19 protein-coding genes are annotated in these 21,344 nt (G+C 57.2%); 11 read left to right on the top strand and 8 right to left on the bottom strand.

From position 1 onward, the window contains the following. Window position 1: 1 nt before the first annotated feature. A complete protein-coding gene (mprF, locus tag ACR0I1_RS01050) occupies window positions 2-2,608 on the bottom strand; it encodes a bifunctional lysylphosphatidylglycerol flippase/synthetase MprF (RefSeq protein ID WP_480704594.1) in 2,607 nt (868 codons plus the stop codon). A 91-nt stretch (window positions 2,609-2,699) separates the two neighbouring features. Continuing rightward, window positions 2,700-3,128 carry an Lrp/AsnC family transcriptional regulator gene (locus ACR0I1_RS01045; RefSeq protein WP_170393340.1) on the bottom strand — a complete coding sequence of 143 codons (429 nt, stop codon included), beginning with the start codon at window positions 3,126-3,128 and terminating at the stop codon, window positions 2,700-2,702. Between the two features lie 86 nt (window positions 3,129-3,214). Between ACR0I1_RS01045 and rocF the strand changes: the two genes are divergently transcribed. From rocF to ACR0I1_RS01030, 3 genes are read left to right on the top strand one after another with little or no spacing between them, the layout of a single operon-like run. After that, window positions 3,215-4,135, top strand: coding sequence for an arginase (rocF, locus tag ACR0I1_RS01040; RefSeq protein WP_170801112.1), 921 nt, complete (start codon window positions 3,215-3,217; stop codon window positions 4,133-4,135). After that, the gene (ctlX, locus tag ACR0I1_RS01035) at window positions 4,135-5,055 is read left to right on the top strand and encodes a citrulline utilization hydrolase CtlX (RefSeq protein WP_480704591.1); all 921 of its coding nucleotides are present in this window, start codon (window positions 4,135-4,137) and stop codon (window positions 5,053-5,055) included. Before rocF ends, ctlX begins: the two co-directional genes overlap by 1 nt. Window positions 5,056-5,061: 6 nt before the next feature. Beyond that, complete coding sequence (locus ACR0I1_RS01030) at window positions 5,062-6,105, top strand: ornithine cyclodeaminase (RefSeq protein ID WP_480704589.1); 1,044 nt, start codon at window positions 5,062-5,064, stop codon at window positions 6,103-6,105. 50 nt (window positions 6,106-6,155) lie between these two features. Here the strand turns inward: ACR0I1_RS01030 and ACR0I1_RS01025 are convergent, their stop codons facing one another. Genes ACR0I1_RS01025 through ACR0I1_RS01015 form a run of 3 tightly spaced genes read right to left on the bottom strand, consistent with a single transcriptional unit; the run spans window position 6,156 to window position 9,268 of the window. After that, window positions 6,156-7,559, bottom strand: a complete 1,404-nt coding sequence (locus tag ACR0I1_RS01025) for a TRAP transporter large permease (protein ID WP_170393344.1) — start codon at window positions 7,557-7,559, stop codon at window positions 6,156-6,158. A gap of 3 nt (window positions 7,560-7,562) precedes the next feature. Continuing rightward, entirely contained in the window at window positions 7,563-8,192 is a 630-nt protein-coding gene (locus ACR0I1_RS01020) for a TRAP transporter small permease subunit (RefSeq protein ID WP_480704587.1), read from the bottom strand. Window positions 8,193-8,251: 59 nt separating this feature from the next. Continuing rightward, window positions 8,252-9,268 (bottom strand): C4-dicarboxylate TRAP transporter substrate-binding protein, encoded by a 1,017-nt coding sequence (locus ACR0I1_RS01015; protein ID WP_170405200.1) that lies wholly within the window; start codon window positions 9,266-9,268, stop codon window positions 8,252-8,254. Window positions 9,269-9,676: 408 nt separating this feature from the next. Here ACR0I1_RS01015 and acs point away from each other — a divergent pair, with 408 nt between their 5' ends. The 8 genes from acs (at window position 9,677) to ACR0I1_RS00975 (ending at window position 19,069) form a co-directional block, all read left to right on the top strand. Next, the gene (acs, locus tag ACR0I1_RS01010) at window positions 9,677-11,641 is read left to right on the top strand and encodes an acetate--CoA ligase (RefSeq protein ID WP_170405196.1); all 1,965 of its coding nucleotides are present in this window, start codon (window positions 9,677-9,679) and stop codon (window positions 11,639-11,641) included. A gap of 7 nt (window positions 11,642-11,648) precedes the next feature. Further along, window positions 11,649-12,332: an adenylate kinase gene (locus ACR0I1_RS01005; RefSeq protein ID WP_480704584.1), complete on the top strand. Its 684-nt coding sequence runs from the start codon at window positions 11,649-11,651 to the stop codon at window positions 12,330-12,332. 182 nt (window positions 12,333-12,514) lie between these two features. Continuing rightward, window positions 12,515-12,799, top strand: a complete 285-nt coding sequence (locus tag ACR0I1_RS01000) for a DUF4212 domain-containing protein (RefSeq protein ID WP_010439512.1) — start codon at window positions 12,515-12,517, stop codon at window positions 12,797-12,799. Window positions 12,800-12,804: 5 nt separating this feature from the next. Then, window positions 12,805-14,589, top strand: a complete 1,785-nt coding sequence (locus ACR0I1_RS00995; protein ID WP_170393349.1) for a sodium:solute symporter family protein — start codon at window positions 12,805-12,807, stop codon at window positions 14,587-14,589. Window positions 14,590-14,697: 108 nt separating this feature from the next. Then, entirely contained in the window at window positions 14,698-16,521 is a 1,824-nt protein-coding gene (locus ACR0I1_RS00990) for a DUF294 nucleotidyltransferase-like domain-containing protein (RefSeq protein WP_480704582.1), read from the top strand. Between the two features lie 27 nt (window positions 16,522-16,548). Then, window positions 16,549-17,067: a hypothetical protein gene (locus ACR0I1_RS00985; RefSeq protein WP_170393351.1), complete on the top strand. Its 519-nt coding sequence runs from the start codon at window positions 16,549-16,551 to the stop codon at window positions 17,065-17,067. A gap of 2 nt (window positions 17,068-17,069) precedes the next feature. After that, window positions 17,070-18,482, top strand: coding sequence for a 3'-5' exonuclease (locus ACR0I1_RS00980; protein ID WP_170393352.1), 1,413 nt, complete (start codon window positions 17,070-17,072; stop codon window positions 18,480-18,482). Between the two features lie 86 nt (window positions 18,483-18,568). Beyond that, window positions 18,569-19,069, top strand: a complete 501-nt coding sequence (locus ACR0I1_RS00975; RefSeq protein WP_480704580.1) for a flavin reductase family protein — start codon at window positions 18,569-18,571, stop codon at window positions 19,067-19,069. Here ACR0I1_RS00975 and ACR0I1_RS00970 read toward each other — a convergent pair. Genes ACR0I1_RS00970 through ACR0I1_RS00960 form a run of 3 tightly spaced genes read right to left on the bottom strand, consistent with a single transcriptional unit; the run spans window position 19,066 to window position 21,298 of the window. Beyond that, on the bottom strand, window positions 19,066-19,545 hold the full coding sequence (locus ACR0I1_RS00970) for a DUF6505 family protein (RefSeq protein ID WP_170393354.1): 480 nt from the start codon (window positions 19,543-19,545) through the stop codon (window positions 19,066-19,068). The genes ACR0I1_RS00975 and ACR0I1_RS00970 overlap by 4 nt on opposite strands. Next, window positions 19,542-20,240 (bottom strand): biotin/lipoate--protein ligase family protein, encoded by a 699-nt coding sequence (locus tag ACR0I1_RS00965; RefSeq protein WP_480704578.1) that lies wholly within the window; start codon window positions 20,238-20,240, stop codon window positions 19,542-19,544. The genes ACR0I1_RS00970 and ACR0I1_RS00965 overlap by 4 nt, the downstream gene beginning before the upstream one ends. Then, on the bottom strand, window positions 20,237-21,298 hold the full coding sequence (locus ACR0I1_RS00960) for an Mrp/NBP35 family ATP-binding protein (protein WP_170510852.1): 1,062 nt from the start codon (window positions 21,296-21,298) through the stop codon (window positions 20,237-20,239). The genes ACR0I1_RS00965 and ACR0I1_RS00960 overlap by 4 nt, the downstream gene beginning before the upstream one ends. Window positions 21,299-21,344 lie beyond the last annotated feature (46 nt).

Genomic DNA, 21,344 nt, shown 5'->3' with positions numbered 1-21,344 from the left:
CCTATTTCGTCAACCCGCGCAGGCCACCCGAGATCAGGATGTTAACTTCGTAGAGGATACGTGGCGCGGCCAACCCGCCGGGGCTGGCCAGATAGTTGGGGCTCCATTCCGGATCGAATTTCTGCTTGAAGGCGCGCAGGCCTTCGAAGTGGTAGAATTGTTCGCCATGTTCATAAACGAACCCACCGATCCGATTCCAAAGCGAGGCCAGCTGCCGGTTTTCGATCCCTGAAAATGGCGCTGCGCCCAGTGAGAACCAGTGGAATCCCTGCTCGGACCCCCAGACCATCATCTCAGCAAACAGCGCATCCATGACAAAGCTGGGGCTGTCCGGTTCATAACGCATCAAATCCAGAGACAGTTCGGATTTGTTTCCGCCTTGAAACAGGTTCGCAAAGGCCATGATCTTGCCCGTCTCATCCCGCAGAACCGCATGGTCGAAATAAGAAAGGTAGGCATCATCAAAGCCGCCCAAGGCAAAACCCTTTTCCTCACCTGCCTTTTGCGCCAACCAATCGTCCGAGATCTGACGAAGTTCGGGCAACACCGGTGCAAGCTGTTCCTTGGGAATAATTTCGAACTTGTACCCCTCACGCTCGGCCCTGTTCTTCGCCTGCCGGAACCGTTTGCGCGATTTTCCGTCCAGCGAGAAATTCTGCAGCGGTACGCGGGCCACTTCTCCGATCTTCAGGATCGATAGGCCGAGGTCCAGGAATGTCGGCAGATATTTGGTCGATACACTGTAAAACGCACAAAGCTTGCCTTCGCGATCGGCCATTTCTCGCAATTGCCAGATCAGTTGCTGCCCCGCTTGCTCATCACCCACAGGCTCTCCTTTGGTGATCAGCGCATTGCCAGTATCGGCATAGGCAAGGAATGCGGTTTCGTCAGGCGAGATCAGGAATTGCTTATCACCCGTCAGTGAAATCTGAGATTCGGTGTCTTCGCACTCCATCACCAGCCGTTCAACAACTTCGGGGATTTCAGTCCTAACCGGCGCGGGGATTTCACGGCCGAACAGCGAGTTCACCGCCACGATGCCAACGATCACGGCCACCACGAGGCTGGACCGCAGGAATCGCGAGGCGTCTCCACTCCAGGCAAAGTCCCACCACAGCGCGTTTTGATATTCGACATGAGAATAAGCGAACAATCCGATCCAGAAAATCACCGCCAGCAACGCGACGACGCTGACCAGCCAAGGGATATTTAGCCGAAAGATAGATGCACCGCTTACCCGGTAAAACGCACCCCGAAACATCGCCAAAAGGCCAATCGTGAACAGCAATGAAAGGGCTTCATGCGTATCAAGCCCTTTGGCGAGCGAGGCGAAGAAACCTGCCACCATCAAAAGCATGGCAACAACCCATGCCCGATAGAGCTTGCGGAATAGGCCACGTGAGACAAGTAGCAGTAGGACACCCACGGCGCTGCCTGCAAGATGAGATGCCTCGACAAATGACAAAGGCAAAACCTCTCGCAGTACGCCAAGGTTCTGCGTACTGGAAGGCAAAGCCCCTGAAACCAACAGGATAACTCCTGCCACAGCCGCGACGCCGGCAGCCACCATCGGGACAATGGGGCGAATTGCGCGATAGACCCAAGTGACCGCGCCCCCGATGCGATGGCGCTGTGTCAGCACCGACGCGACCGCGATCGACAGGCTGGCGATGGCAAACGGAAGGAACGTATAGACCAGTCGGTAGAGCAGAAGCGCAGCGATCACATCAGACCGGCCCGACGCCCCTAGACCAGCGATCAGAGTGGCTTCGAACACACCGATTCCACCCGGTGCATGGCTAAGGATACCCACCGCTATTGCGCCTATATAGACCGCGAAGAAATACGGGTAGCCAACCCCCAGATCGTCCGGCATGAGCACATACAGCGCCATTGAAGCGCCGAACAGATCGCCTACCGCCGCGATTGTCAGCAGACTTGCCAGCTTGCCGCCCGGCAGGTTGAACCCAAACCCGCCATAGGCCAATCGCCGCCCTCCGCTTGAAAGCCAGACAAACAAGACCGCAAGCCCCGCCAACATGCTCAGACCGATCACAGTTTCCGTCGTTTCACTGATCGGCAGGACCTTGGAAATGCCATCCGGGTGTATTGTAAGCAACAGGCCCAAAAGCAGGATCAGTCCCATCCAGAACGCCACCCAAGAGGTCGCGATCACCCCGGCCACGCGGCCAAGATCAAGCCCCAGCGACGCATAGATACGGTATCGGATCGCGGTGCCGGTGATATAGGAGAATCCCAGGCAGTTCGATACCGCATAGCCGCTTGCTCCGGCCATCCCTGCGACGGGCAAAGGCACTTTTCCATCGGCGACGCTCTGCACGGCAAGCACATCGTAGAACGAAAGCGACAGAAAACTGAAAGCCGTCCAGCACATCGCAAAAAACATGAATTTCCATGGTTTCGCTGCGATATCGCTTTGGATATCTGACCATTTCACATGCGCAGAGAGGTCATGCAGAACCGCAAGCGCGATTCCTGTAATCAGCAACGGAACCGCAATCTTGACCAGCGGCTTTTCCAACAGCCCTGTCACATACTCGGCCAGACGTACGGCGCGTGTCTCTTCCGTTGTCGGCTGTGTCGTCATTCCGTTCGCCCCTGCCCCGCGATCCTCAGATCAGTGTCAATTCAAAGCTTTGCACGAATTTTCCATCCGGCAAAGGGCCTAGGCCAACGCGTCACGAGCGTCCCTTGCGTGTCGAGAGCAACAGATTGGTCTCAGATCGTGTAACGCCCTCCATCCGACGGATCTGGAACAGGACTTCATCAAGCTCATCCAGTGTATCGGTTCCGATCTCTGCGATCAGATCCCAACTTCCATTGGTTGAGTGCACCGCCCGAACCTGACGCATCGCAGCGATCCGCGATCTGATCCGCTCGGTCCCGCGGCCTGCGATCTCAAGCATCATCAATCCACGAACAGGGCTTTCCGATACGCCCTGCCGTGTCACAACGGTAAAGCCGACGATTTCGCCAGACTGCTGAAGCCGCTTTAGTCGGCTGCGCACGGTTGTTCGGGTCACTCCGAGCAGTTCAGCCAGCTCCGACAACGATGCCCGAGCGTCCCTGTGCAGTGCGTTCAATAAGCGATTGTCCAGTTCGTCCATGCGTGATTACCAAATCGGAATTAGCTAATTCACTTTGACCAATTTGATCTCTTTTCTCAACTCATATCGTATCGATAGATAGACTTATGAGCAAAATGAACATCATTCTCGCCGGAGCGCCGATGGATGCCGGCAAACACCGCCAAGGCTGTCGGATGGGTCCAGATGCCTATCGGGTCGCGGGTCTCGCCCAAGCGCTGTCAGATCTCGGGCATTCTGTGTCGGACATCGGTGACACGCGACCAGATGCCGTCGACATGTCGGAAGACACCCATCTGTTCTCTTTACCGGAATGCGTTGGCTGGACACAGGCGCTAAGCCGCACGGCTCAGGAAGCCGCGCTTGAAGGCCTTCCCATTTTCATGGGCGGTGATCACGCCCTGTCGATGGGCACAGTGGCAGGAATGGCGGCACATGCGGACCGTATCGGGCGCCCTCTGTTCGTGCTCTGGTTAGATGCACATAGTGATTTCCATACGCCCAGCAGTACGGCCAGCGGCAATTTGCATGGAACGCCGGTCGCTTATTTCACTGGCCAGTCAGGCTTTGACGCCTTTCCACCGCTGATATCGCCGATCCCAACGGATCGCGTCGGTATGATTGGTTTGCGCTCGGTCGATCCCGCCGAACGCGCGGCATTGGAAAAAGATCACGCGATGCTCGCCGATATGCGCAGCATCGACGAGCACGGGATCAAGACACCCCTACTGGCCTTCCTTGACAAAGTGCGCGAAGCAAACGGCATCCTGCATGTCTCGCTGGATGTAGATTTCCTTGACCCGTCGATCGCACCAGCCGTCGGCACCACTGTCCCCGGCGGTGCCACCGAACGTGAGGCCCATCTGGTCATGGAATTGCTGCATGAAAGCGGTCTCGTTTGTTCGCTGGATCTAGTTGAACTGAACCCATTCCTGGATGAGCGCGGCCGAACCGCAAAACTGATGGTCGATCTTGCAGCCTCGCTTATGGGTCGTCGCATCTTCGATCGCCCAACCCGGAGCTTCTGATGATTTCTCTTCAATCTCCTTCAGCTGTCGTGATGGTGCGCCCCCATGCATTTGCGTCAAATCCAGAGACCCGCGACGACAATGCGTTTCAAACATTGGCAAATCGATCTGCTGCAGCGACGTCTGCTGCCGCGCGGGATGAGCATGACAAAGCAGTAGAACAGCTTCGCGCTGCTGGTGTGACCGTTCATGTGTTTGACGACGAAGGCGAACGTGACACACCCGACAGCGTGTTCCCAAACAACTGGTTTTCGACCCATCCAGGCGGTCATGTCGCTGTTTATCCGATGTTCGTTCCATCGCGCAGACGCGAAAGACGCTCAGATGTAATTGAGTTACTGAAGCGGGAATATCGAGTGCAAGACGTCATCGACTATTCCGGCCTCGAACAGGACGACCTCGCGCTTGAGGGCACGGGCGCAATGGTTCTGGATCACGTGGGCCGTATTGCCTACACTGTTCGATCCAACCGCGCCGATCCGGTGTTGTTGGAGCGTTTCTGTACGCATTTCAACTATGAGCCGATTGCCTTTGATGCAAAGGACGCTGAAGGCCGTGATGTCTATCACACCAATGTTCTGATGGGGATCGGGACGCACTACGCGCTGATTTGTTTGGACATGATTTCCGACCCGGAACGCCGCGCAACAGTTCGGGCACGGCTGGAAGAATCTGGGCGGACTGTCATCGATCTGTCCCATGAGCAGATTGCAGATTTTGCAGGAAACGCGATTGAGCTTAGTGGCAATGATGGTCTTGTCCTGGCGTTGTCCAGCCGAGCGCTTCAGGCTCTTACACCTGCTCAAGTCGCGAACATCGAAGCCAGTGCAACTCCGCTGCCGCTCTCGGTTCCCACAATTGAAACAGCCGGTGGATCCGTACGTTGTATGATCGCTGGTATCCATCTTTCCCGCCGATAGGAGTCTTTGATGCAACCTTCTGATAAGGCCCTCGTGCCGTTTGTATCCGTCGACAACATGATGCGTCTGGTCCACCACATCGGGGTCGAACAGATGATCACGCAGATTGCCGCGCAGATCGAATCCGATTTTAAACGCTGGGAGAGCTTTGACAAAACGCCCCGCATCCCGGCCCACTCACCACATGGGGTGATCGAATTGATGCCAACCTCGGATGGTGAGGCATACGGGTTCAAATACGTCAACGGGCATCCCAAAAATACGTCTGAGGGCCTGCAGACCGTTACCGCGTTTGGCCTGCTGGCTGATGTCTATACCGGTTACCCGACATTGTTGACCGAAATGACGATGTTGACTGCTTTGCGGACAGCGGCAACCTCTGGGCTGGTCGGCAGATACCTCGCGCCCGAATCCGCAACGACGATGGCGATGATTGGAAACGGCGCGCAATCCGAGTTCCAGTGCCTGGCCTTCAAAGCCATGTGCGGGATCGATACGGTCCGACTCTACGACACAGACCCGAACGCGACGGCGAAATGTGCAGCCAATCTGCAGGGCAAAGGGCTGACCGTCGTGCCATGTAAAACACCTGAGGACGCGATCGAAGGCGCTCAGATCATAACGACCTGCACTGCCGATAAGAAATACGCGACCATCCTGACCGACAACATGGTTGGCCCCGGCGTCCACATCAACGCGATCGGAGGGGATTGCCCCGGCAAGACCGAACTGCACCGCGACATTCTTTTGCGGTCGGAGATCTTTGTAGAGTACCCCGAACAAACGCGGATCGAAGGTGAGATTCAGGCTCTGGAGGATGATCACCCTGTCACCGAGATGTGGGAAGTTTTGACCGGCCAAGCCACAGGGCGCACCGATGATCGACAGATCACGTTGTTCGACAGTGTCGGCTTCGCGATCGAGGACTTCTCGGCACTACGTTACATCAAAAGCGCGATTGAAGGCACTGATTTCTATGAGGCATTGGATATGCTGGCAGACCCTGACGACCCAAGGGACCTGTTTGGGATGTTGATGCGGGCAGGATAAAGAACCCGCACTTCTAAAACTGTGCCCCGGCCTTTGGCCGGGGCTTTTTCTTATCCCGCAAGCGATGGCAGGTAGAGAACAATCCCTGGAAAGGCCACCAGCAGTGCGATGGTAAGTGCATCGGCAATGAAGAACGGCGTTACACCCTTGAAGACATCCTGAACACTAAGATCGGGCCTCACGCCTGCGACAACAAAACAGTTTAGACCAATAGGAGGTGTGATCAGGCAAAACTCGGCCATTTTGACCACCAAGATACCAAACCAGATCGCACACATCGGCCCGGACATACCAAAGGCGCTGTCTGCTGCGCTGACGGCCTCGCCTCCGTTCAGGGCCATAACGGCGGGATACACAACCGGAAGTGTCAAAAGCAACATACCGATCGCATCCATGAACATGCCCAGCACTGCGTAGGCCAGCAGGATGCAAATGAGGATCAACATAGGCGACATTTCGAGCGAAGTGATCCAGTCGGAAAACGCCCCCGGCAAATCTGCGAAACCAAGAAAGCGCACGTAGATCAAAACACCCCAAATAATCGCGAAAATCATGGCGGTCAGTTTGGCGGTTTCAAGCAAGGCCGATTTGAATTCAGGCCAGCGCATGCCGTGGATCAGGGCAAAGCAGAACACGATGAAGGCCCCGATGGCCCCGCCCTCGGTCGGGGTGCCCCAAGCCTTGTCGCCGAAGGGGTTATAGACAAAGCAGATTATGATGAGGATCACCGCCACAATGGGCAGTGCGCCCGGAAGAGCAGCAAATCGTTGTTTCCAGGTAAACCCGGTGACCGGCGGTCCGACGGACTTGAAGATCACGGCGATACCGACGATCAGCAAGCCATAGATCACCGCCGAAAACGCGCCAGGGATGAAGCCTGCGAGCAGCAGTTTTCCCACATCCTGCTCGACAATGATGGCGTAAATCACAAGGATCGCGGATGGGGGGATTAGCGAGGCCAAGGTCCCGCCAGCGGCAACCACACCGGCGGCGAAACGTTTATTATACCCGACGGCCAGCATTTCAGGGATGGCGATGCGCGCAAAGACGGCTGATGTGGCGACCGATGCACCTGATACGGCGGCGAAACCGGCGGTCGCAAAAATCGTTGAAACGGCCAACCCGCCAGGCACCCATGCCACCCAGCGTTTTGCTGCCTCAAACAAGGCGCGGGTCAGGCCAGCGTAGTAGGCTAGATAGCCGATCAGGATGAATGTTGGGATCAGGCTCAGCGTATGAGACGCCACCTTGGAATGTGGCACCTGGCCAGCCGTTTTGACGGCCACCGTCAGTGCCTTACCAAACCGCTCGGGATCATACCCAAACTTTGCCCAGAATATCCAAACAAGGCCAACCAACCCTGCCAGACCTGCAGCAAATGCCACCCGCATGCCAGTGACGACAAGAACCAACAGTCCGGCAGTGACCCAAAGGCCGATATCAATCGTGTCCATGGGTCAGTTACGTCCTTCGAATTGTTCGGCCTCGGCTGCAGCCTGTGCGGCGGCATCCTGTATCAGCGGTACGGCCACCGGTGCCTCGAGCCCCAGCATGAAGGCGCGTCCATAGCCCCAGACCTGCAAGATTAGCCGGGCGCACAGCACCGAAAAAGCAACGGGTGCCAGCAGCTTGGCTGGCCAAATAGGAATCCCGATATCAATCGAGCTGTCGCGGCTCCACATCGGAGCGCCGAAGTCAAAGGACCGGTCAAAGTGGGACCAACTACCCCAAACCAGCGCCAGCATCAGCAGCAGTATCAACAGAACCGAGATCAGCTCGAACAACCACAGCGCCCGCCCTTTCAGACGCGAGATAACGATATCCATTCGGATATGCCCGCCATCACGTTGCACAAACGAGATACCCAGAAACGCGATCAGGGGCATCGCCTGTTCAATCCAGTCAACATATCCGGGCAAAGGCGCGTTTAACGCGTTTCGGCCGCTGACTGACACAACAGCCAGCACCATCAGCCCGAAAACCGCGAAACCGCTCATCAGCGCCATAAAACGCTCTAGACGTAACAAACGGTGATCCAACCGGCTTAGAAGACTGCCATCCTCAAGCACCGTGGCATGTCCTGCCATCTCAGCATTCCTTTGATTGAAGGAAATGCCGGGTGCCTAATGACACCCGGCTGTGGCGATCAGTTACCGCCGCGCTGCTGTTGCAGTGTCGATTGCACAAGATCATAAAGATCCTGCGCAGGTAGACCCTGAGCGGTCATGTCTTCGATCCACTTCGCGCGAATCGGATCAGCGGCTTTGGCGCGAAACTCCTCAAGCACGGCATCGTCAATCTCGACCTTTTCAACGCCTTTCTCTGCCAGCACGCCATCCCACTTTTCAAGCAGTCCACCGTAGTTGGCCAGATAGTGATCGATAGCCTCATCAATCGAGCTGTCCAGCGCTTCGCGATGTTCGGCTGGCAGCGCTTCATAAGCGTCGATATTCACCACCACCGGACAGTTTACCGTTCCAGGATTCAGATTGGCCGTCCACCAGTCAGCTTCGTTGATCGTCCCGAATGACAAATGCGCATGCTGAGCGAAGGCCACGGTATCGACCACGCCAGATTCCATCGCATTATAGGCTTCGGTCGCGGGCACGGACGTAGGTACGCCACCAACCGCTTCAAATGCTTGCCCCAAACCGCCAGTTGCGCGTACGCGCATACCGTCGAACTCGGCAAGCTCATCACGGGGGTCACCGGTACCGACAAGGTTATATTGAGGCATCGGTGAAGTCATGATGATGCGCGCGTTCCACTGCGCCATCTCGTCCTTGACTGCTGGATGATCATAGACTGCGTGGCTGACGGCCACCTCTTCATCCAATGTGTTTACGCCAAGGAAGGGCAGTTCCAAAACGGTGATCGCGCGGTTCTTATCGCGGTGATAGCCGGCACAGAACTGCGCCATCTCGAACGCGCCGATCTCGATTCCATCCAGGTTTTCCTTGGGCTTCGATAATCCGCCATAGCTAACATTGATGGTGAAATCGCCGCCGGTTTTTTCGTTCACCAGTTCAGCCAGTTTCTCAACATGCTCGGTAAATGCGCGGCGCTTACCCCAGACCGAGGCATTCCATTCGGTCGCGGCTGCTTCGGTGACAAACGCCACACTCAGGGCGGCAAAAGCCGCACCGCTCAACATCTTTTTCATAGTGGTATCTCCCTTAGTTGCGCCCCCTATCGGGATGCTTGATTGTGAAGCTAGCGCCAAGTCTAGAAGCTGCCAACCCCTGCGAGGAGAAGTGGTGTTATCGCCACCAGACTTCGAGATTAAAGTGAAGCTATCGGCCAAAGCCCCAGACACATGCCAATGAGCGCTGATGTCATTACAGCTATCTTATTGTTTTAAAATATATTTCATGCACAATTTCAGAGTTGTTTACAATATTAGTGCCGGAAATGAAATTTCTTTACAAAGAAATCCAAGGATTATGGCAATTTATTTATTTCTTTTCTGATCCCCGTATTATTCAACTTGGGGAGGAACCGGATCGACATTGCCTGATCGGCTGGCAAAATCGATCCCATGTAATCCAGTCCAGAGGGAGGAGCCTCAAAGATGACTACCGCTGCCCAGGCAGATGCCAAGACATATCCGCCATCCGCAGAAACTGTCGCCCGTGCGCATGTCGACGCCGACAAATACGCAGATATGTACGCTGCGTCGATCAACAACCCCGAAGCATTCTGGGATGAGCAAGGCAAGCGCGTTGACTGGATCAAGCCTTATACTCAGGTCAAAGACGTCAGCTATGATTTTGGTTCGGTTGGTATCAACTGGTATGCGGACGGCACGCTAAACGTCTCGGCCAACTGCCTTGATCGTCATTTGAATACGCGCGGCGATCAGACAGCGATCATCTGGGAACCGGATGATCCAAACGACGAAGCTCAGCACATTACCTACGCCGAACTGCACCGTCGCACCTGCCGCATGGCCAATATTCTCGAGTCGATGGGCGTGCGCAAAGGTGACCGCGTTGTAATCTATCTGCCGATGATCCCTGAAGCCGCCTATGCGATGCTGGCTTGTGCACGGATCGGAGCAATCCATTCGATTGTATTTGCTGGGTTTTCACCCGATGCGTTGGCAGCCCGAGTCAACGGATGTGATGCCAAGGTCGTCATCACTGCCGATGAGGCACCACGTGGTGGCCGCAAGACTCCGCTGAAGTCCAACGCAGACGCGGCCCTGCTGCACTGCAAAGACAGCGTGAAATGTCTGGTGGTCAAACGCACCGGTGGGCAGACCACTTGGATTGATGGCCGCGACTATGATTACAACGAAATGGCGCTTGAAGCGGATGACTATTGCGCACCCGCCGAGATGAATGCCGAAGATCCGCTGTTCATTCTCTATACTTCCGGTTCGACCGGTCAGCCCAAAGGTGTCGTCCATACGACCGGCGGTTATCTGGTCTATGCCGCGATGACGCATGAGATCACATTCGACTACCATGAAGGCGACGTCTACTGGTGCACCGCCGATGTCGGCTGGGTCACCGGTCACAGCTATATCGTCTACGGACCACTGGCCAACGGCGCGACCACACTAATGTTCGAAGGCGTGCCGACCTACCCGGATGCATCACGCTTCTGGCAGGTGTGCGAAAAGCACAAGGTGAACCAGTTCTACACTGCTCCGACGGCAATTCGCGCTCTGATGGGTCAGGGTACCGAGTTCGTCGAGAAATGCGACCTGAGCGATCTCCGGACGCTGGGCACGGTCGGCGAGCCGATCAACCCGGAAGCCTGGAACTGGTACAATGAAGTTGTTGGCAAAGGCAAATGCCCGATTGTTGACACCTGGTGGCAGACCGAAACCGGCGGCCATCTGATGACCCCCCTGCCTGGTGCGCATGCGATGAAGCCCGGCTCGGCGATGAAACCGTTCTTCGGCATCCAGCCGGTGGTTCTGGACCCGCAATCCGGTGTTGAGATCGAGGGAAATGGCGTTGAGGGTGTTCTGTGCATCAAAGACAGCTGGCCCGGTCAGATGCGCACCGTCTGGGGCGATCATGAGCGGTTCGAGAAGACCTATTTCTCGGACTACAAAGGCTACTACTTCACCGGCGATGGCTGCCGTCGCGATGAGGATGGCGATTACTGGATCACTGGCCGCGTCGATGATGTAATCAACGTCTCCGGCCACCGGATGGGCACGGCCGAGGTGGAAAGCGCGCTGGTCGCCCATGCCGCCGTCGCCGAGGCCGCTGTGGTTGGTTACCCCCATGAAATCAAAGGGCAAGGCATCTATTGCTATGTCACTTTGATGAATGACCGCGAGCCGTCGGATGAGTTGCTGAAAGAGCTGCGCACCTGGGTCCGGACCGAGATCGGCCCGATTGCCTCGCCTGATGTGATCCAGTGGGCCCCCGGCCTGCCCAAGACTCGCTCGGGCAAGATCATGCGCCGAATTCTGCGCAAGATTGCCGAGAACGACTTTGGTTCGCTTGGCGATACGTCGACCCTGGCCGATCCGTCAGTGGTCGAAGACCTGATCGAAAACCGGGCAAACAAGTGAGGATGTGATGGACGCTGCCACGACCATATCCCCCGCTGTTCTGATCCTTCTCGGCCCTCCGGGCGCCGGGAAGGGTACGCAGGCTCGTATGCTTGAAGAGAAGTTCGGGCTTGTACAACTCAGCACCGGTGATCTGCTGCGTGACGCGGTCGCCGCAGGTACCGAGGCTGGTAATGCTGCCAAAGCGGTTATGGAGGCAGGCGATCTTGTCAGCGACGGCATCGTCATCGCGATCCTGCGCGACCGCATGGCAGAACCGGACTGCGACAAGGGCGTCATACTGGATGGTTTCCCCCGGACCACAGTCCAGGCCGAGGCTCTTGATGGTCTGCTCGCGTCTTCAGATCAGAAGATCAACGCGGCCATCAGCCTTGAAGTTGAAGACGCCGAGATGGTGACGCGGATTTCGGGTCGTTACACCTGCGCCGGATGCGGTGAGGGCTATCACGACTCGTACAAGCAGCCCGTCGAAGACGGCAAATGCGACAAGTGCGGACACACAGAATTCAAGCGCCGCGCCGATGACAATGCCGAGACGGTTGCCTCACGGCTTGCTGCCTACCACGCGCAAACCGCACCATTGATTGACTACTATCAAGCCCAGGGCGTGCTGAAAGGCATCGATGCCATGGGCCAGATCGACGACATCGCGCAAGACCTTCAAGGGATTGTCGGCGAGGTCATGAAATAAGGGGAGGAGATAAGCCCTAGGGCTTTGATCCTAAATCAGAATACTTCAATGGACCCGCCTTGGCGGACCAGAGAAGTTATGCCTGACGTCACGGGGCGTTTGGCACAACCGAGAAGCGGCCCACCGCACTGGAGGAGTTGGGCAATGGGCCGCCAATGAGGGAAGCGAAGGAGGAACCCGCGATGGCGGATCATTCAACAAACTCCGCGCAGACTGCCGAAGCCGACAAGGGCTATTGGCAGGCCAACCTGCGCCTCATCTACATCAGCCTCGCGATTTGGGCGCTGGTATCGTTTGGATTCGGCATCCTGCTGCGTCCGCTGCTGTCCGGCATCGCCGTTGGCGGTACAGATCTGGGCTTTTGGTTCGCTCAGCAAGGATCGATCCTGGTCTTTCTGGTGCTGATCTTCAACTACGCCTGGCGCATGAACAAGCTCGACGCTGAGCACGGCGTGGACGAGGAGTAATCGGCATGGATCAGTTTACCATCAACCTGCTGTTTGTGGGCGCGTCTTTTGCGCTTTACATCGGCATCGCGATCTGGGCCCGTGCGGGTTCCACATCAGAATTCTATGCCGCCGGTCGCGGCGTTCACCCGGTCACCAACGGTATGGCGACAGCGGCGGACTGGATGTCTGCGGCCTCGTTCATCTCGATGGCGGGCCTGATTGCCTTTACCGGCTACGACAACTCGACCTTCCTGATGGGTTGGACCGGTGGCTACGTGCTGCTGGCCCTGCTGCTTGCGCCCTACCTGCGTAAGTTCGGCAAGTTCACCGTGTCGGAATTCATCGGCGATCGTTTCTACAGCCAGACCGCACGTATCGTTGCGGTGATCTGTCTGATCGTTGCGTCGGTGACCTACGTGATCGGTCAGATGACCGGTGTTGGCGTGGCCTTTGGCCGCTTCCTCGAAGTGTCCAACACCACTGGTCTGCTGATCGGTGCGGGCGTTGTGTTTGCCTACGCAGTGTTTGGTGGGATGAAGGGCGTGACCTACACTCAGGTCGCTCAGTACTGCGTGCTGATCACCGCTTATACCATCCCGGCCATCTTTATCTCGCTGCAGCTGACCGGCACACCTGTTCCGGCGCTGGGTCTGTTTGGTGACACCGCCAGCGGTGAACCCCTGCTGACCAAGCTGGACGCCATCGTGACCGAGTTGGGTTTCAACGACTACACGGCCCACCACTCGAATACGCTTAACATGGTGCTGTTCACCCTGTCGCTGATGATCGGTACTGCGGGTCTGCCGCACGTCATCATGCGCTTCTTCACCGTTCCCAAAGTGTCTGACGCACGTTGGTCGGCGGGCTGGGCGCTGGTCTTCATCGCTCTGCTGTACCTGACGGCTCCTGCTGTTGGTGCAATGGCGCGCCTGAACATCACCGACATGATGTGGCCCAATGGTGGCATCGAAGGTGGTGCTGTTTCGGTCGAGGAAATCGACAATGATCCGCGTTACGACTGGATGGCCACTTGGCAGAAAACCGGTCTGCTGGATTGGGAAGACAAGAACGGCGACGGCAAGATTCAGTACTACAACGACAAATCCGAGGCGATGACTGCAATCGCCGAAGAAAAAGGCTGGGTCGGTAACGAGCTGACCAAGTTCAACCGCGACATCCTGGTTCTGGCCAATCCTGAGATTGCCAACTTGCCAGGTTGGGTGATTGGTCTGGTCGCTGCTGGCGGTCTTGCGGCTGCTCTGTCAACCGCTGCGGGCCTTTTGCTGGCGATCTCGTCGGCTGTGTCCCATGACCTTGTCAAAGGTGCAATCAACCCGTCGATCTCTGAAAAGGGTGAACTTCTGGCGGCACGGATTGCCATGGCTGTAGCCATCGTGGTTGCAACCTACCTGGGTCTCAACCCTCCGGGCTTTGCGGCACAAACCGTGGCCTTGGCCTTTGGTCTGGCAGCAGCCTCGATCTTCCCGGCGCTGATGATGGGGATCTTCTCGACCCGCATCAACAACACCGGCGCGGTTGCAGGTATGCTGGCTGGTCTGACCGTAACCCTGGTCTACATCTTCCTGCATAAGGGCTGGCTGTTCATTCCGGGCACCAACTCGTTCACCGATGCTGATCCGCTTCTGGGTCCGATCAAGTCGACTTCGTTCGGCGCCATCGGTGCGATGATCAACTTCGGCGTCGCCTACGTCGTTGCCGGTATGACCAAAGAGACTCCGCAGGAGATCAAAGATATGGTCGAAAGCATTCGCATTCCCCGTGGTGCGGGCGCAGCTCAGGATCACTGAGTGGGATGCGGTCGGCGGCTCTTGTCTTCGATCGCATCTTTCGACTTACTGTTCCCGCCCGGCACACCACCGGGCGGGATTTTTTATTCGGAACTCCGGAGAGCGTAAATGCCCCTGTCCCATGACGAAATCACCCGGTTTCTGAAGTCTGTACACCCCTATGACTCGTTGCCCCATGATGCTTTGGACGATCTGGCCAAGCAGATCGAAGTGCGCGAAGTCGATGCCGATGGCAGCATTTACCAGTTGGGCAACGCTCTGCCCGGCGTCTTTGTGATCTATGAAGGACAGGTAGAAATTACCGATGAGAACGGCGCTGTCGTTTCGCATCTGGGATTGCGCAATTCTTTTGGTGAGCGCGGATTGCTGAAGGACGGCAAAGCCGCCACACATGCGCGCGCGCACACGCCGTCAGTGTTGATCGTGTTGCCGCCAGACCTTGTGAAAAACCTGATCGAAGGTCACGATGTGGTGTCCAAGTTCTTTAACCGTTCACGCGGTGGGCGGAGCGGACCGCAAAGCCTGGCTACCAGTGCAATTGATGTGCTGATGGCTCGTGACCCTGCCACCTGCCCGCCCGATACTCCGGTTCAAAACGCCGCGCAGATCATGCGCGACCGCCATATCTCATCGCTTTGCGTGACCGAAGGGGACAGATTGTTGGGTATCGCAACCCTCCGCGATATTTCCGGCAAATACGTCGCCGAGGCGATGCCCGCTGACACCGCGGTTTCGGCGATCATGACCGCCGATCCAATCATTCTTGCCCCGACAGATATCGGCTCGGACGTATTACACGTGATGATGGAACGTGGCATCGGTCATATTCCAATTTCCGAGGCCGGTAAGCTGGTCGGAATCGTAACCCAAACCGACCTCACCCGCTATCAGGCGGTCAATTCTGCCGAGTTGGTAGGACGAATTGCCCGCGCCGACAGCCCGCAAGAGATGGCTCAAGTCACCGCTGAGATACCACAACTGCTGGTCCAACTCGTCGCGGGTGGCAACCGGCACGAGATCGTTACACGGCTGATCACCGACATCGCAGACACTGCGACGCGGCGGTTGCTGGCACTGGCTGAGGCTGAACTGGGTGCGCCGCCAGTGCCCTACTTGTGGCTTGCTTGCGGCTCGCAAGGACGGCAGGAACAGACCGGAGTTTCTGATCAGGACAATTGCCTGATGCTTGATGACAGTGTGGCGGACGGTGATATGGCCTACTTCGCTGCGCTGGCCAAATTCGTCTCAGACGGGCTGGATACCTGCGGTTATTTCTATTGCCCCGGTGACATGATGGCGACCAACCCTCGTTGGTGCCAGCCCGTGCGTGTCTGGCGCGAGTATTTCAATGGCTGGATTGCCAAACCCAACCCCGAGGCGCAAATGCTGGCCTCGGTGATGTTTGACCTGCGGCCCATCGGAGGGTCCTTCGATCTGTTCACAGACCTGCAGGCCGATACGCTGGCGGCAGCCAATGCGAATTCGATCTTTGTAGCGCATATGATCTCGAACTCGCTCAAGCACACCCCTCCTCTGGGCCTGCTGCGTGGATTCGCCACCATACGTTCGGGTGAGCATCGCAATACGCTCGACCTCAAGCATAATGGCGTGGTGCCTGTCGTGGATCTGGCACGCATCTACAGCCTGCAGGGACAATTAACCGAAGCGAACACCCGCGCCCGTCTTAGCGCCGCCGAGGCTGCGGGTGTGCTCAGCGCGTCTGGCGCACGCGATTTACTGGACGCATATGACCTGATCGCTGAGACCCGATTGGAACATCAAGTGCGTCTGGTCAAATCCGGGGATGCACCGGACAATTACCTGCCACCCACTGAATTGTCGGACTTTGAGCGAAGTCATCTCCGCGATGCCTTTGTCGTGGTAAAAACCATGCAATCAGCGGTTGGCCATGGCAAAGGAATGCTAGGTTAAGAAACTGGAAATGAACGGAGAAATCACATGTTTCTGGAACTGATCGGCACGATTTTTGCAGGCTTTGCCTTTGCGGGTGTCGTGATGGTGGTGAACAAGCTGACCGGGGGCCGCTTGCCCAAATGGGCCGCGCCGGTTGCAGCAGGTGCGGGGATGATCGGTATGACGATAACCAGCGAGTATTCTTGGTATGACCGTACGCGCGACCAACTGCCCGACAGCCTCACCATCGTGCAGGAGGTGGAAAGCCGCGCCTTTTATCGCCCTTGGACGTATGCCGTGCCCTTTGTCGACCGCTTTGCTGCGATCGACGCCACATCGGTACGCACCAATGCCAATTTGCCGGACGAGCGTCTGGTCGATCTTTACTTTTTTGGTCGCTGGGCACCGGTCTCGAAGATGCCGGTCGCTGTAAACTGCGCCGAAAACAGCCGCGCCAACCTGGCAGACGGGGCCGAATTCGCCGATGACGGACGTTTGCTGAACGCCAGCTGGATCAAGATCGACGCTGAAGATCCGGTGATCGAGGCAACCTGCGGGGTCTGACTATGTTGAACCATCTGAGCCTGCGCCTGAGGGTGTTCCTGTTCTTCCTATTACTTGCGGCAGGAGGGCTGATCATCAGCACCCTGGCTTTGTGGGTCGGTTATCAGAGGGCAAGTGATCCCGCTCTTATGGATGCGTTCATCTTCGCAGAGATACTGATCGCGTTTGGAATGTTGGCGCTAGTTGCCGGAGTCTGGCTTCTTTTTGATGATAACGTTGCAAAACCAATCGAGCGGCTCTCGGCCCAACTCCGGGCGCGCGCACACGCCGGGGTCAGCACGGATTTGGACCTTCAGGCGGCGCGTTATTTGGGCGATCTGGCCCCAGCCGCCGCTGGACTGGCCGAACAACTGGCTGCCAACGCCATGACCACGGCTGAGGCCGTGGCCGCGGAAACGGCCCATCTGGCATCGGAAAAACAGCGTCTCACCGCGCTGCTGACCGAGATCCCGGTTGCAATGCTTTTGGCCGGACCGAAGCATCAGATCGTTCTATATGACGCGCAGGCGGCTGAGGTGTTGGCACAGATCGCACATCCTCGGCTAAACGCCTCGCTTTTTGACTACCTCGAAGCGACCGGTCTGACGGATTCCTACGCGAAGCTAATCAAAACCGGGAAAGACGTCCATTGCACACTAACCAGTGTCGATGGGCGGCAATCGTATTCTGCCCGTATGAAACCATTGGGCGATGCCCCCGGTTACATGCTGGTCTTCGATGACAGTGCCGCGCAAATCGAACCCGACGCGGCCCGCCCGCTGGTTTACGATTTCGAACTTCTCGACACACCCGGTGACGACGCGTTTGAAGATAGACCCCTGTTGGACCTCTGCTTCGTAGTCTTTGACACCGAAACCACGGGCCTGCTCCCGCATAAGGATGAGATCGTACAGATCGGTGCGGTGCGCGTCGTAAAGGGTAAGATCGTCGAAGGCGAACGGCTTGATACCCTGGTCGACCCCGGCATCCCGATCCCCCCAGCTTCAACCAAAGTGCATAAGGTCAGCGACCGGATGGTTCAGGGTGCGCCTGATATTGCCGAGGCCGGTCGCAGCTTTCACCAATTTGCCCGGGATGCCGTCATTGTTGCCCATAACGCACCATTCGACATGGCTTTCCTGCGCCGCCATGCCGAGCGTATGGGGGTGGAATGGAGCCACCCCATTCTGGATACGGTCCTGCTGTCGGCGGTGCTGTTCGGGGCAAGCGAAACGCATACGCTGGACGCTGTCTGCGAACGGCTTGGCATAACAATTCCCGAAGCCCTGCGTCACACGGCCTTGGGTGATGCCGTCGCGACCGCCGAAGTGCTGGTTCGGATGCTACCGATGCTTACGGCCCGTAATTTGGTGACCTTTGGCGACGTCATCACCGAGACTCGCAAACACGGACGGTTGCTTGAAGACCTGAACTGACCAGAAATTGCTACCACCACCGCAGCTTTCCGTAGACAATTCTGGCGTCGCGTGGCACCTGAGACAGGCCCATGTACGAGCGCGCGATGACTGAAAAGACCTTCATTCCCAGCCCCGAGCAATGCCTTGCCTTTCGCGAGGCCCTGAGCTGTTTCGGCACCGGCGTCACCGTTGTGACCACAAATACCTCCGAGGGCCCTGCAGCAATCACGGTGAACTCATTTGCGTCTGTATCGCTGGACCCGCCGCTGGTCCTGTGGTGTCTTGATCGGGATTCGAACCGGTACGACGCGTTCCACAACTGCGAATATTACGCGATCCACGTTATGGCGCAGGACCAGCACGACCAAGCATTGCAATTCGCGCGAAACGGGTTCGATTTTTCCCATGCGGATTGGCAGGAGGATGACGCCGGGCGCCCCCGACTTGCGGAATGCCTCGCCCGCTTCGATTGCCGTCTTTCGGACCGTCATGAGGCAGGTGACCACCTGATCCTTGTTGGTCATGTTGAACAGGTCATGCATCGCCCAGGTCAGGGGCTGATCTTCAAGCGCGGACAATTCGGCGGCTTCGCCGATCTGATCTAATCGTCCAGCGAGCCGTGGACGGCCAACGCTTCAAGTTGCGTCTCTTGCGGGGTGATCACTCGGAATGCCTCGTGCACCCCTGCCCCCGTCAGCTCTCGGGCGACGGTCAGCAATGTGTTCGGGGCATGATCTTCGCACAGCTCGGACATATGTGAGACTTCGGCCTGCGCCACTTCTAACGCGGCTTCAACCGAAGGCGCGCCGTAGAATTGCACGAAATGCTCGGCCAGATATTGCGTGATCTGGTCAATCTCGGCCTGCTCGACTTGTGTGACGGCAACAAATGTAACGCGCCCGAAGGTTTCAAGCCCCAGCCATCCATTGGCAAAGGCCTGACGCGCCTTGCCTTCCAGATCAGCCTCACTCCAGTTCGAAAACTCGAATCCGCCCGAGATGCACCATTCACCAGTTCTTGCGGGTGAATGAAACACGTTCATATCGCTTTCATCAAAATGGATAGCACGGGCGAGTTTCATCTGGCGGTCTCCAATAATTCTGTCAGCGGGCGTATATGTGTGTCCGCGCCGTCGCGGATCAGCATACCGAAGCGCTCATCGGTGCCCAGAAAAACACCCCCTTCTCCAATAGGTTCTCCGACACCGCGCAGCAGCCCCATCCACTCAGCGTGAAGCGGCGCGTTACCGTCCTCGTTCCAGCGGTTCAACCAGGTCAACATGTGACGCGACCAGCTCTCGACCAACTGCGTCGCAGAAACCTCGGCGCATCCTTCATCATAGAGCGAGGTAACATCCGGTGTTTCCCCTGGTGCATCGCTGGTTTGAAGCAAGGCCAGTTCCCAACCAACGATCAGCCAATCGGGAACCTCATCCACCTCGGCAGACGACGCTGCAACTTTTATTGTCCCACATTTTGCACCGTTTACACAGATCAGCCCATCCCAACCCAAGTGCACCGCGACCTCGGGTGGGGCCAGCGCGCCCAGCGCATTCTGGAACCCGACAGCACAAAGCGGCAGCATCGCCATAGCATCCCGCAACGGAACCTCGGGCGCGAATACTATCGCAACGCGCAGACGATCCGCCTGAATATTGTGGACCACAGTTCCCGCGTCACAGCCCAGCGCTGCCATCGCCTGGGCCCGCTCGAACGGGTCTTCGCCGGCCTTGGCAGGTTGCCCTTTGAGCAATGGGGGAAAGACCGGCTGGGTCACGCGTTGCCCTTGGCAATCATGTCGCGGGCGATCTTGCGGAAGGCTTCGGCTTGCGGGCTGTCAGGTTTGCTGACCACGATGGGGGCACCCCCGTCGGCGGCAACTCGGATATCCAGATGCAGCGGAATTTCCCCTAGCAATGGCACGCCCAGCGCCTCGGCTTCTGAGGCAACACCGCCATGGCCAAAGACATGTTCTTCGTGTCCGCAATTCGAGCAAATATGCGTCGACATGTTTTCGATCATCCCAACAATGGGCGTCTTGAGTTGGTTGAACATATCGATCCCCTTGCGGGCGTCGATCAAAGCAACATCCTGTGGGGTTGAGACGACAATGGCTCCATCCACTTGAAACTTTTGGCTCAGCGTCAGTTGCACATCGCCGGTTCCGGGGGGCAGATCAACGATCAACACATCCAATGCGCCCCATTGCACCTGACTCATCATCTGCTGCAAGGCGCCCATCAGCATGGGGCCGCGCCAGACAACCGCCTGCCCTTCGTTGGTCATTAACCCCATCGACATCATGGTGACACCGTGATTGCGCAGCGGCAGGATCGTCTTACCATCTGGGCTGGCCGGTCGCCCCGACACACCCAGCATCCGGGGTTGTGAAGGGCCATATACGTCTGCGTCCAACAGGCCTACGCGACGGCCTTCAGCAGCCAGCGCGCAGGCAAGGTTGGCCGACACGGTGGACTTGCCCACGCCACCCTTGCCCGACGCAATCGCGATGATCCGGTCCACACCGGGAACGGCCTGTGGTCCGGTTTGCGAGGGCTTTGGCTTGGGCTTCAAATCAGGCGGCGCCTTGTCCGAATGCGCGGTCAACATTGCCGAGACCTTGGAAACACCATCAACCATCTGCGCCGCCTGTTCGGCTGTGGCGCGTACGGGCTCCATCTTCTCGGCCTGTTTGGGATCGATCTCCAGCACAAACCGAACGGTATCGCCTTCAACATTCAATGCACGCACGATACCCGCGCTCACAATATCCTGACCAGAAACCGGATCGGTAATCTTCTTTAAGTTCGCTAGAACTGCATCACGGATGCTCATGCCGTCTTCCCCTTGATCCGCCCCGCGCTGGGCGCCTTGCGTATCG

It is taken from the genome of Ruegeria sp. B11, from assembly GCF_056539785.1.
The sequence above is the reverse complement of the archived record's forward strand: the minus strand, read 5'-3'. Positions and strand labels throughout refer to the sequence as shown.

What these genes read in the sequence shown, in the direction of transcription:
- mprF (WP_480704594.1), bottom strand. Translation starts at nt 2,608, where the DNA reads ATGACGACACAGCCGACAACGGAAGAGACACGCGCCGTACGTCTGGCC.
- ACR0I1_RS01045 (WP_170393340.1), bottom strand. Translation starts at nt 3,128, where the DNA reads ATGGACGAACTGGACAATCGCTTATTGAACGCACTGCACAGGGACGCT.
- rocF (WP_170801112.1), top strand. Translation starts at nt 3,215, where the DNA reads ATGAGCAAAATGAACATCATTCTCGCCGGAGCGCCGATGGATGCCGGC.
- ctlX (WP_480704591.1), top strand. Translation starts at nt 4,135, where the DNA reads ATGATTTCTCTTCAATCTCCTTCAGCTGTCGTGATGGTGCGCCCCCAT.
- ACR0I1_RS01025 (WP_170393344.1), bottom strand. Translation starts at nt 7,559, where the DNA reads ATGGACACGATTGATATCGGCCTTTGGGTCACTGCCGGACTGTTGGTT.
- ACR0I1_RS01020 (WP_480704587.1), bottom strand. Translation starts at nt 8,192, where the DNA reads ATGGCAGGACATGCCACGGTGCTTGAGGATGGCAGTCTTCTAAGCCGG.
- ACR0I1_RS01015 (WP_170405200.1), bottom strand. Translation starts at nt 9,268, where the DNA reads ATGAAAAAGATGTTGAGCGGTGCGGCTTTTGCCGCCCTGAGTGTGGCG.
- acs (WP_170405196.1), top strand. Translation starts at nt 9,677, where the DNA reads ATGACTACCGCTGCCCAGGCAGATGCCAAGACATATCCGCCATCCGCA.
- ACR0I1_RS01005 (WP_480704584.1), top strand. Translation starts at nt 11,649, where the DNA reads ATGGACGCTGCCACGACCATATCCCCCGCTGTTCTGATCCTTCTCGGC.
- ACR0I1_RS01000 (WP_010439512.1), top strand. Translation starts at nt 12,515, where the DNA reads ATGGCGGATCATTCAACAAACTCCGCGCAGACTGCCGAAGCCGACAAG.
- ACR0I1_RS00995 (WP_170393349.1), top strand. Translation starts at nt 12,805, where the DNA reads ATGGATCAGTTTACCATCAACCTGCTGTTTGTGGGCGCGTCTTTTGCG.
- ACR0I1_RS00990 (WP_480704582.1), top strand. Translation starts at nt 14,698, where the DNA reads ATGCCCCTGTCCCATGACGAAATCACCCGGTTTCTGAAGTCTGTACAC.
- ACR0I1_RS00985 (WP_170393351.1), top strand. Translation starts at nt 16,549, where the DNA reads ATGTTTCTGGAACTGATCGGCACGATTTTTGCAGGCTTTGCCTTTGCG.
- ACR0I1_RS00980 (WP_170393352.1), top strand. Translation starts at nt 17,070, where the DNA reads ATGTTGAACCATCTGAGCCTGCGCCTGAGGGTGTTCCTGTTCTTCCTA.
- ACR0I1_RS00975 (WP_480704580.1), top strand. Translation starts at nt 18,569, where the DNA reads ATGACTGAAAAGACCTTCATTCCCAGCCCCGAGCAATGCCTTGCCTTT.
- ACR0I1_RS00970 (WP_170393354.1), bottom strand. Translation starts at nt 19,545, where the DNA reads ATGAAACTCGCCCGTGCTATCCATTTTGATGAAAGCGATATGAACGTG.
- ACR0I1_RS00960 (WP_170510852.1), bottom strand. Translation starts at nt 21,298, where the DNA reads ATGAGCATCCGTGATGCAGTTCTAGCGAACTTAAAGAAGATTACCGAT.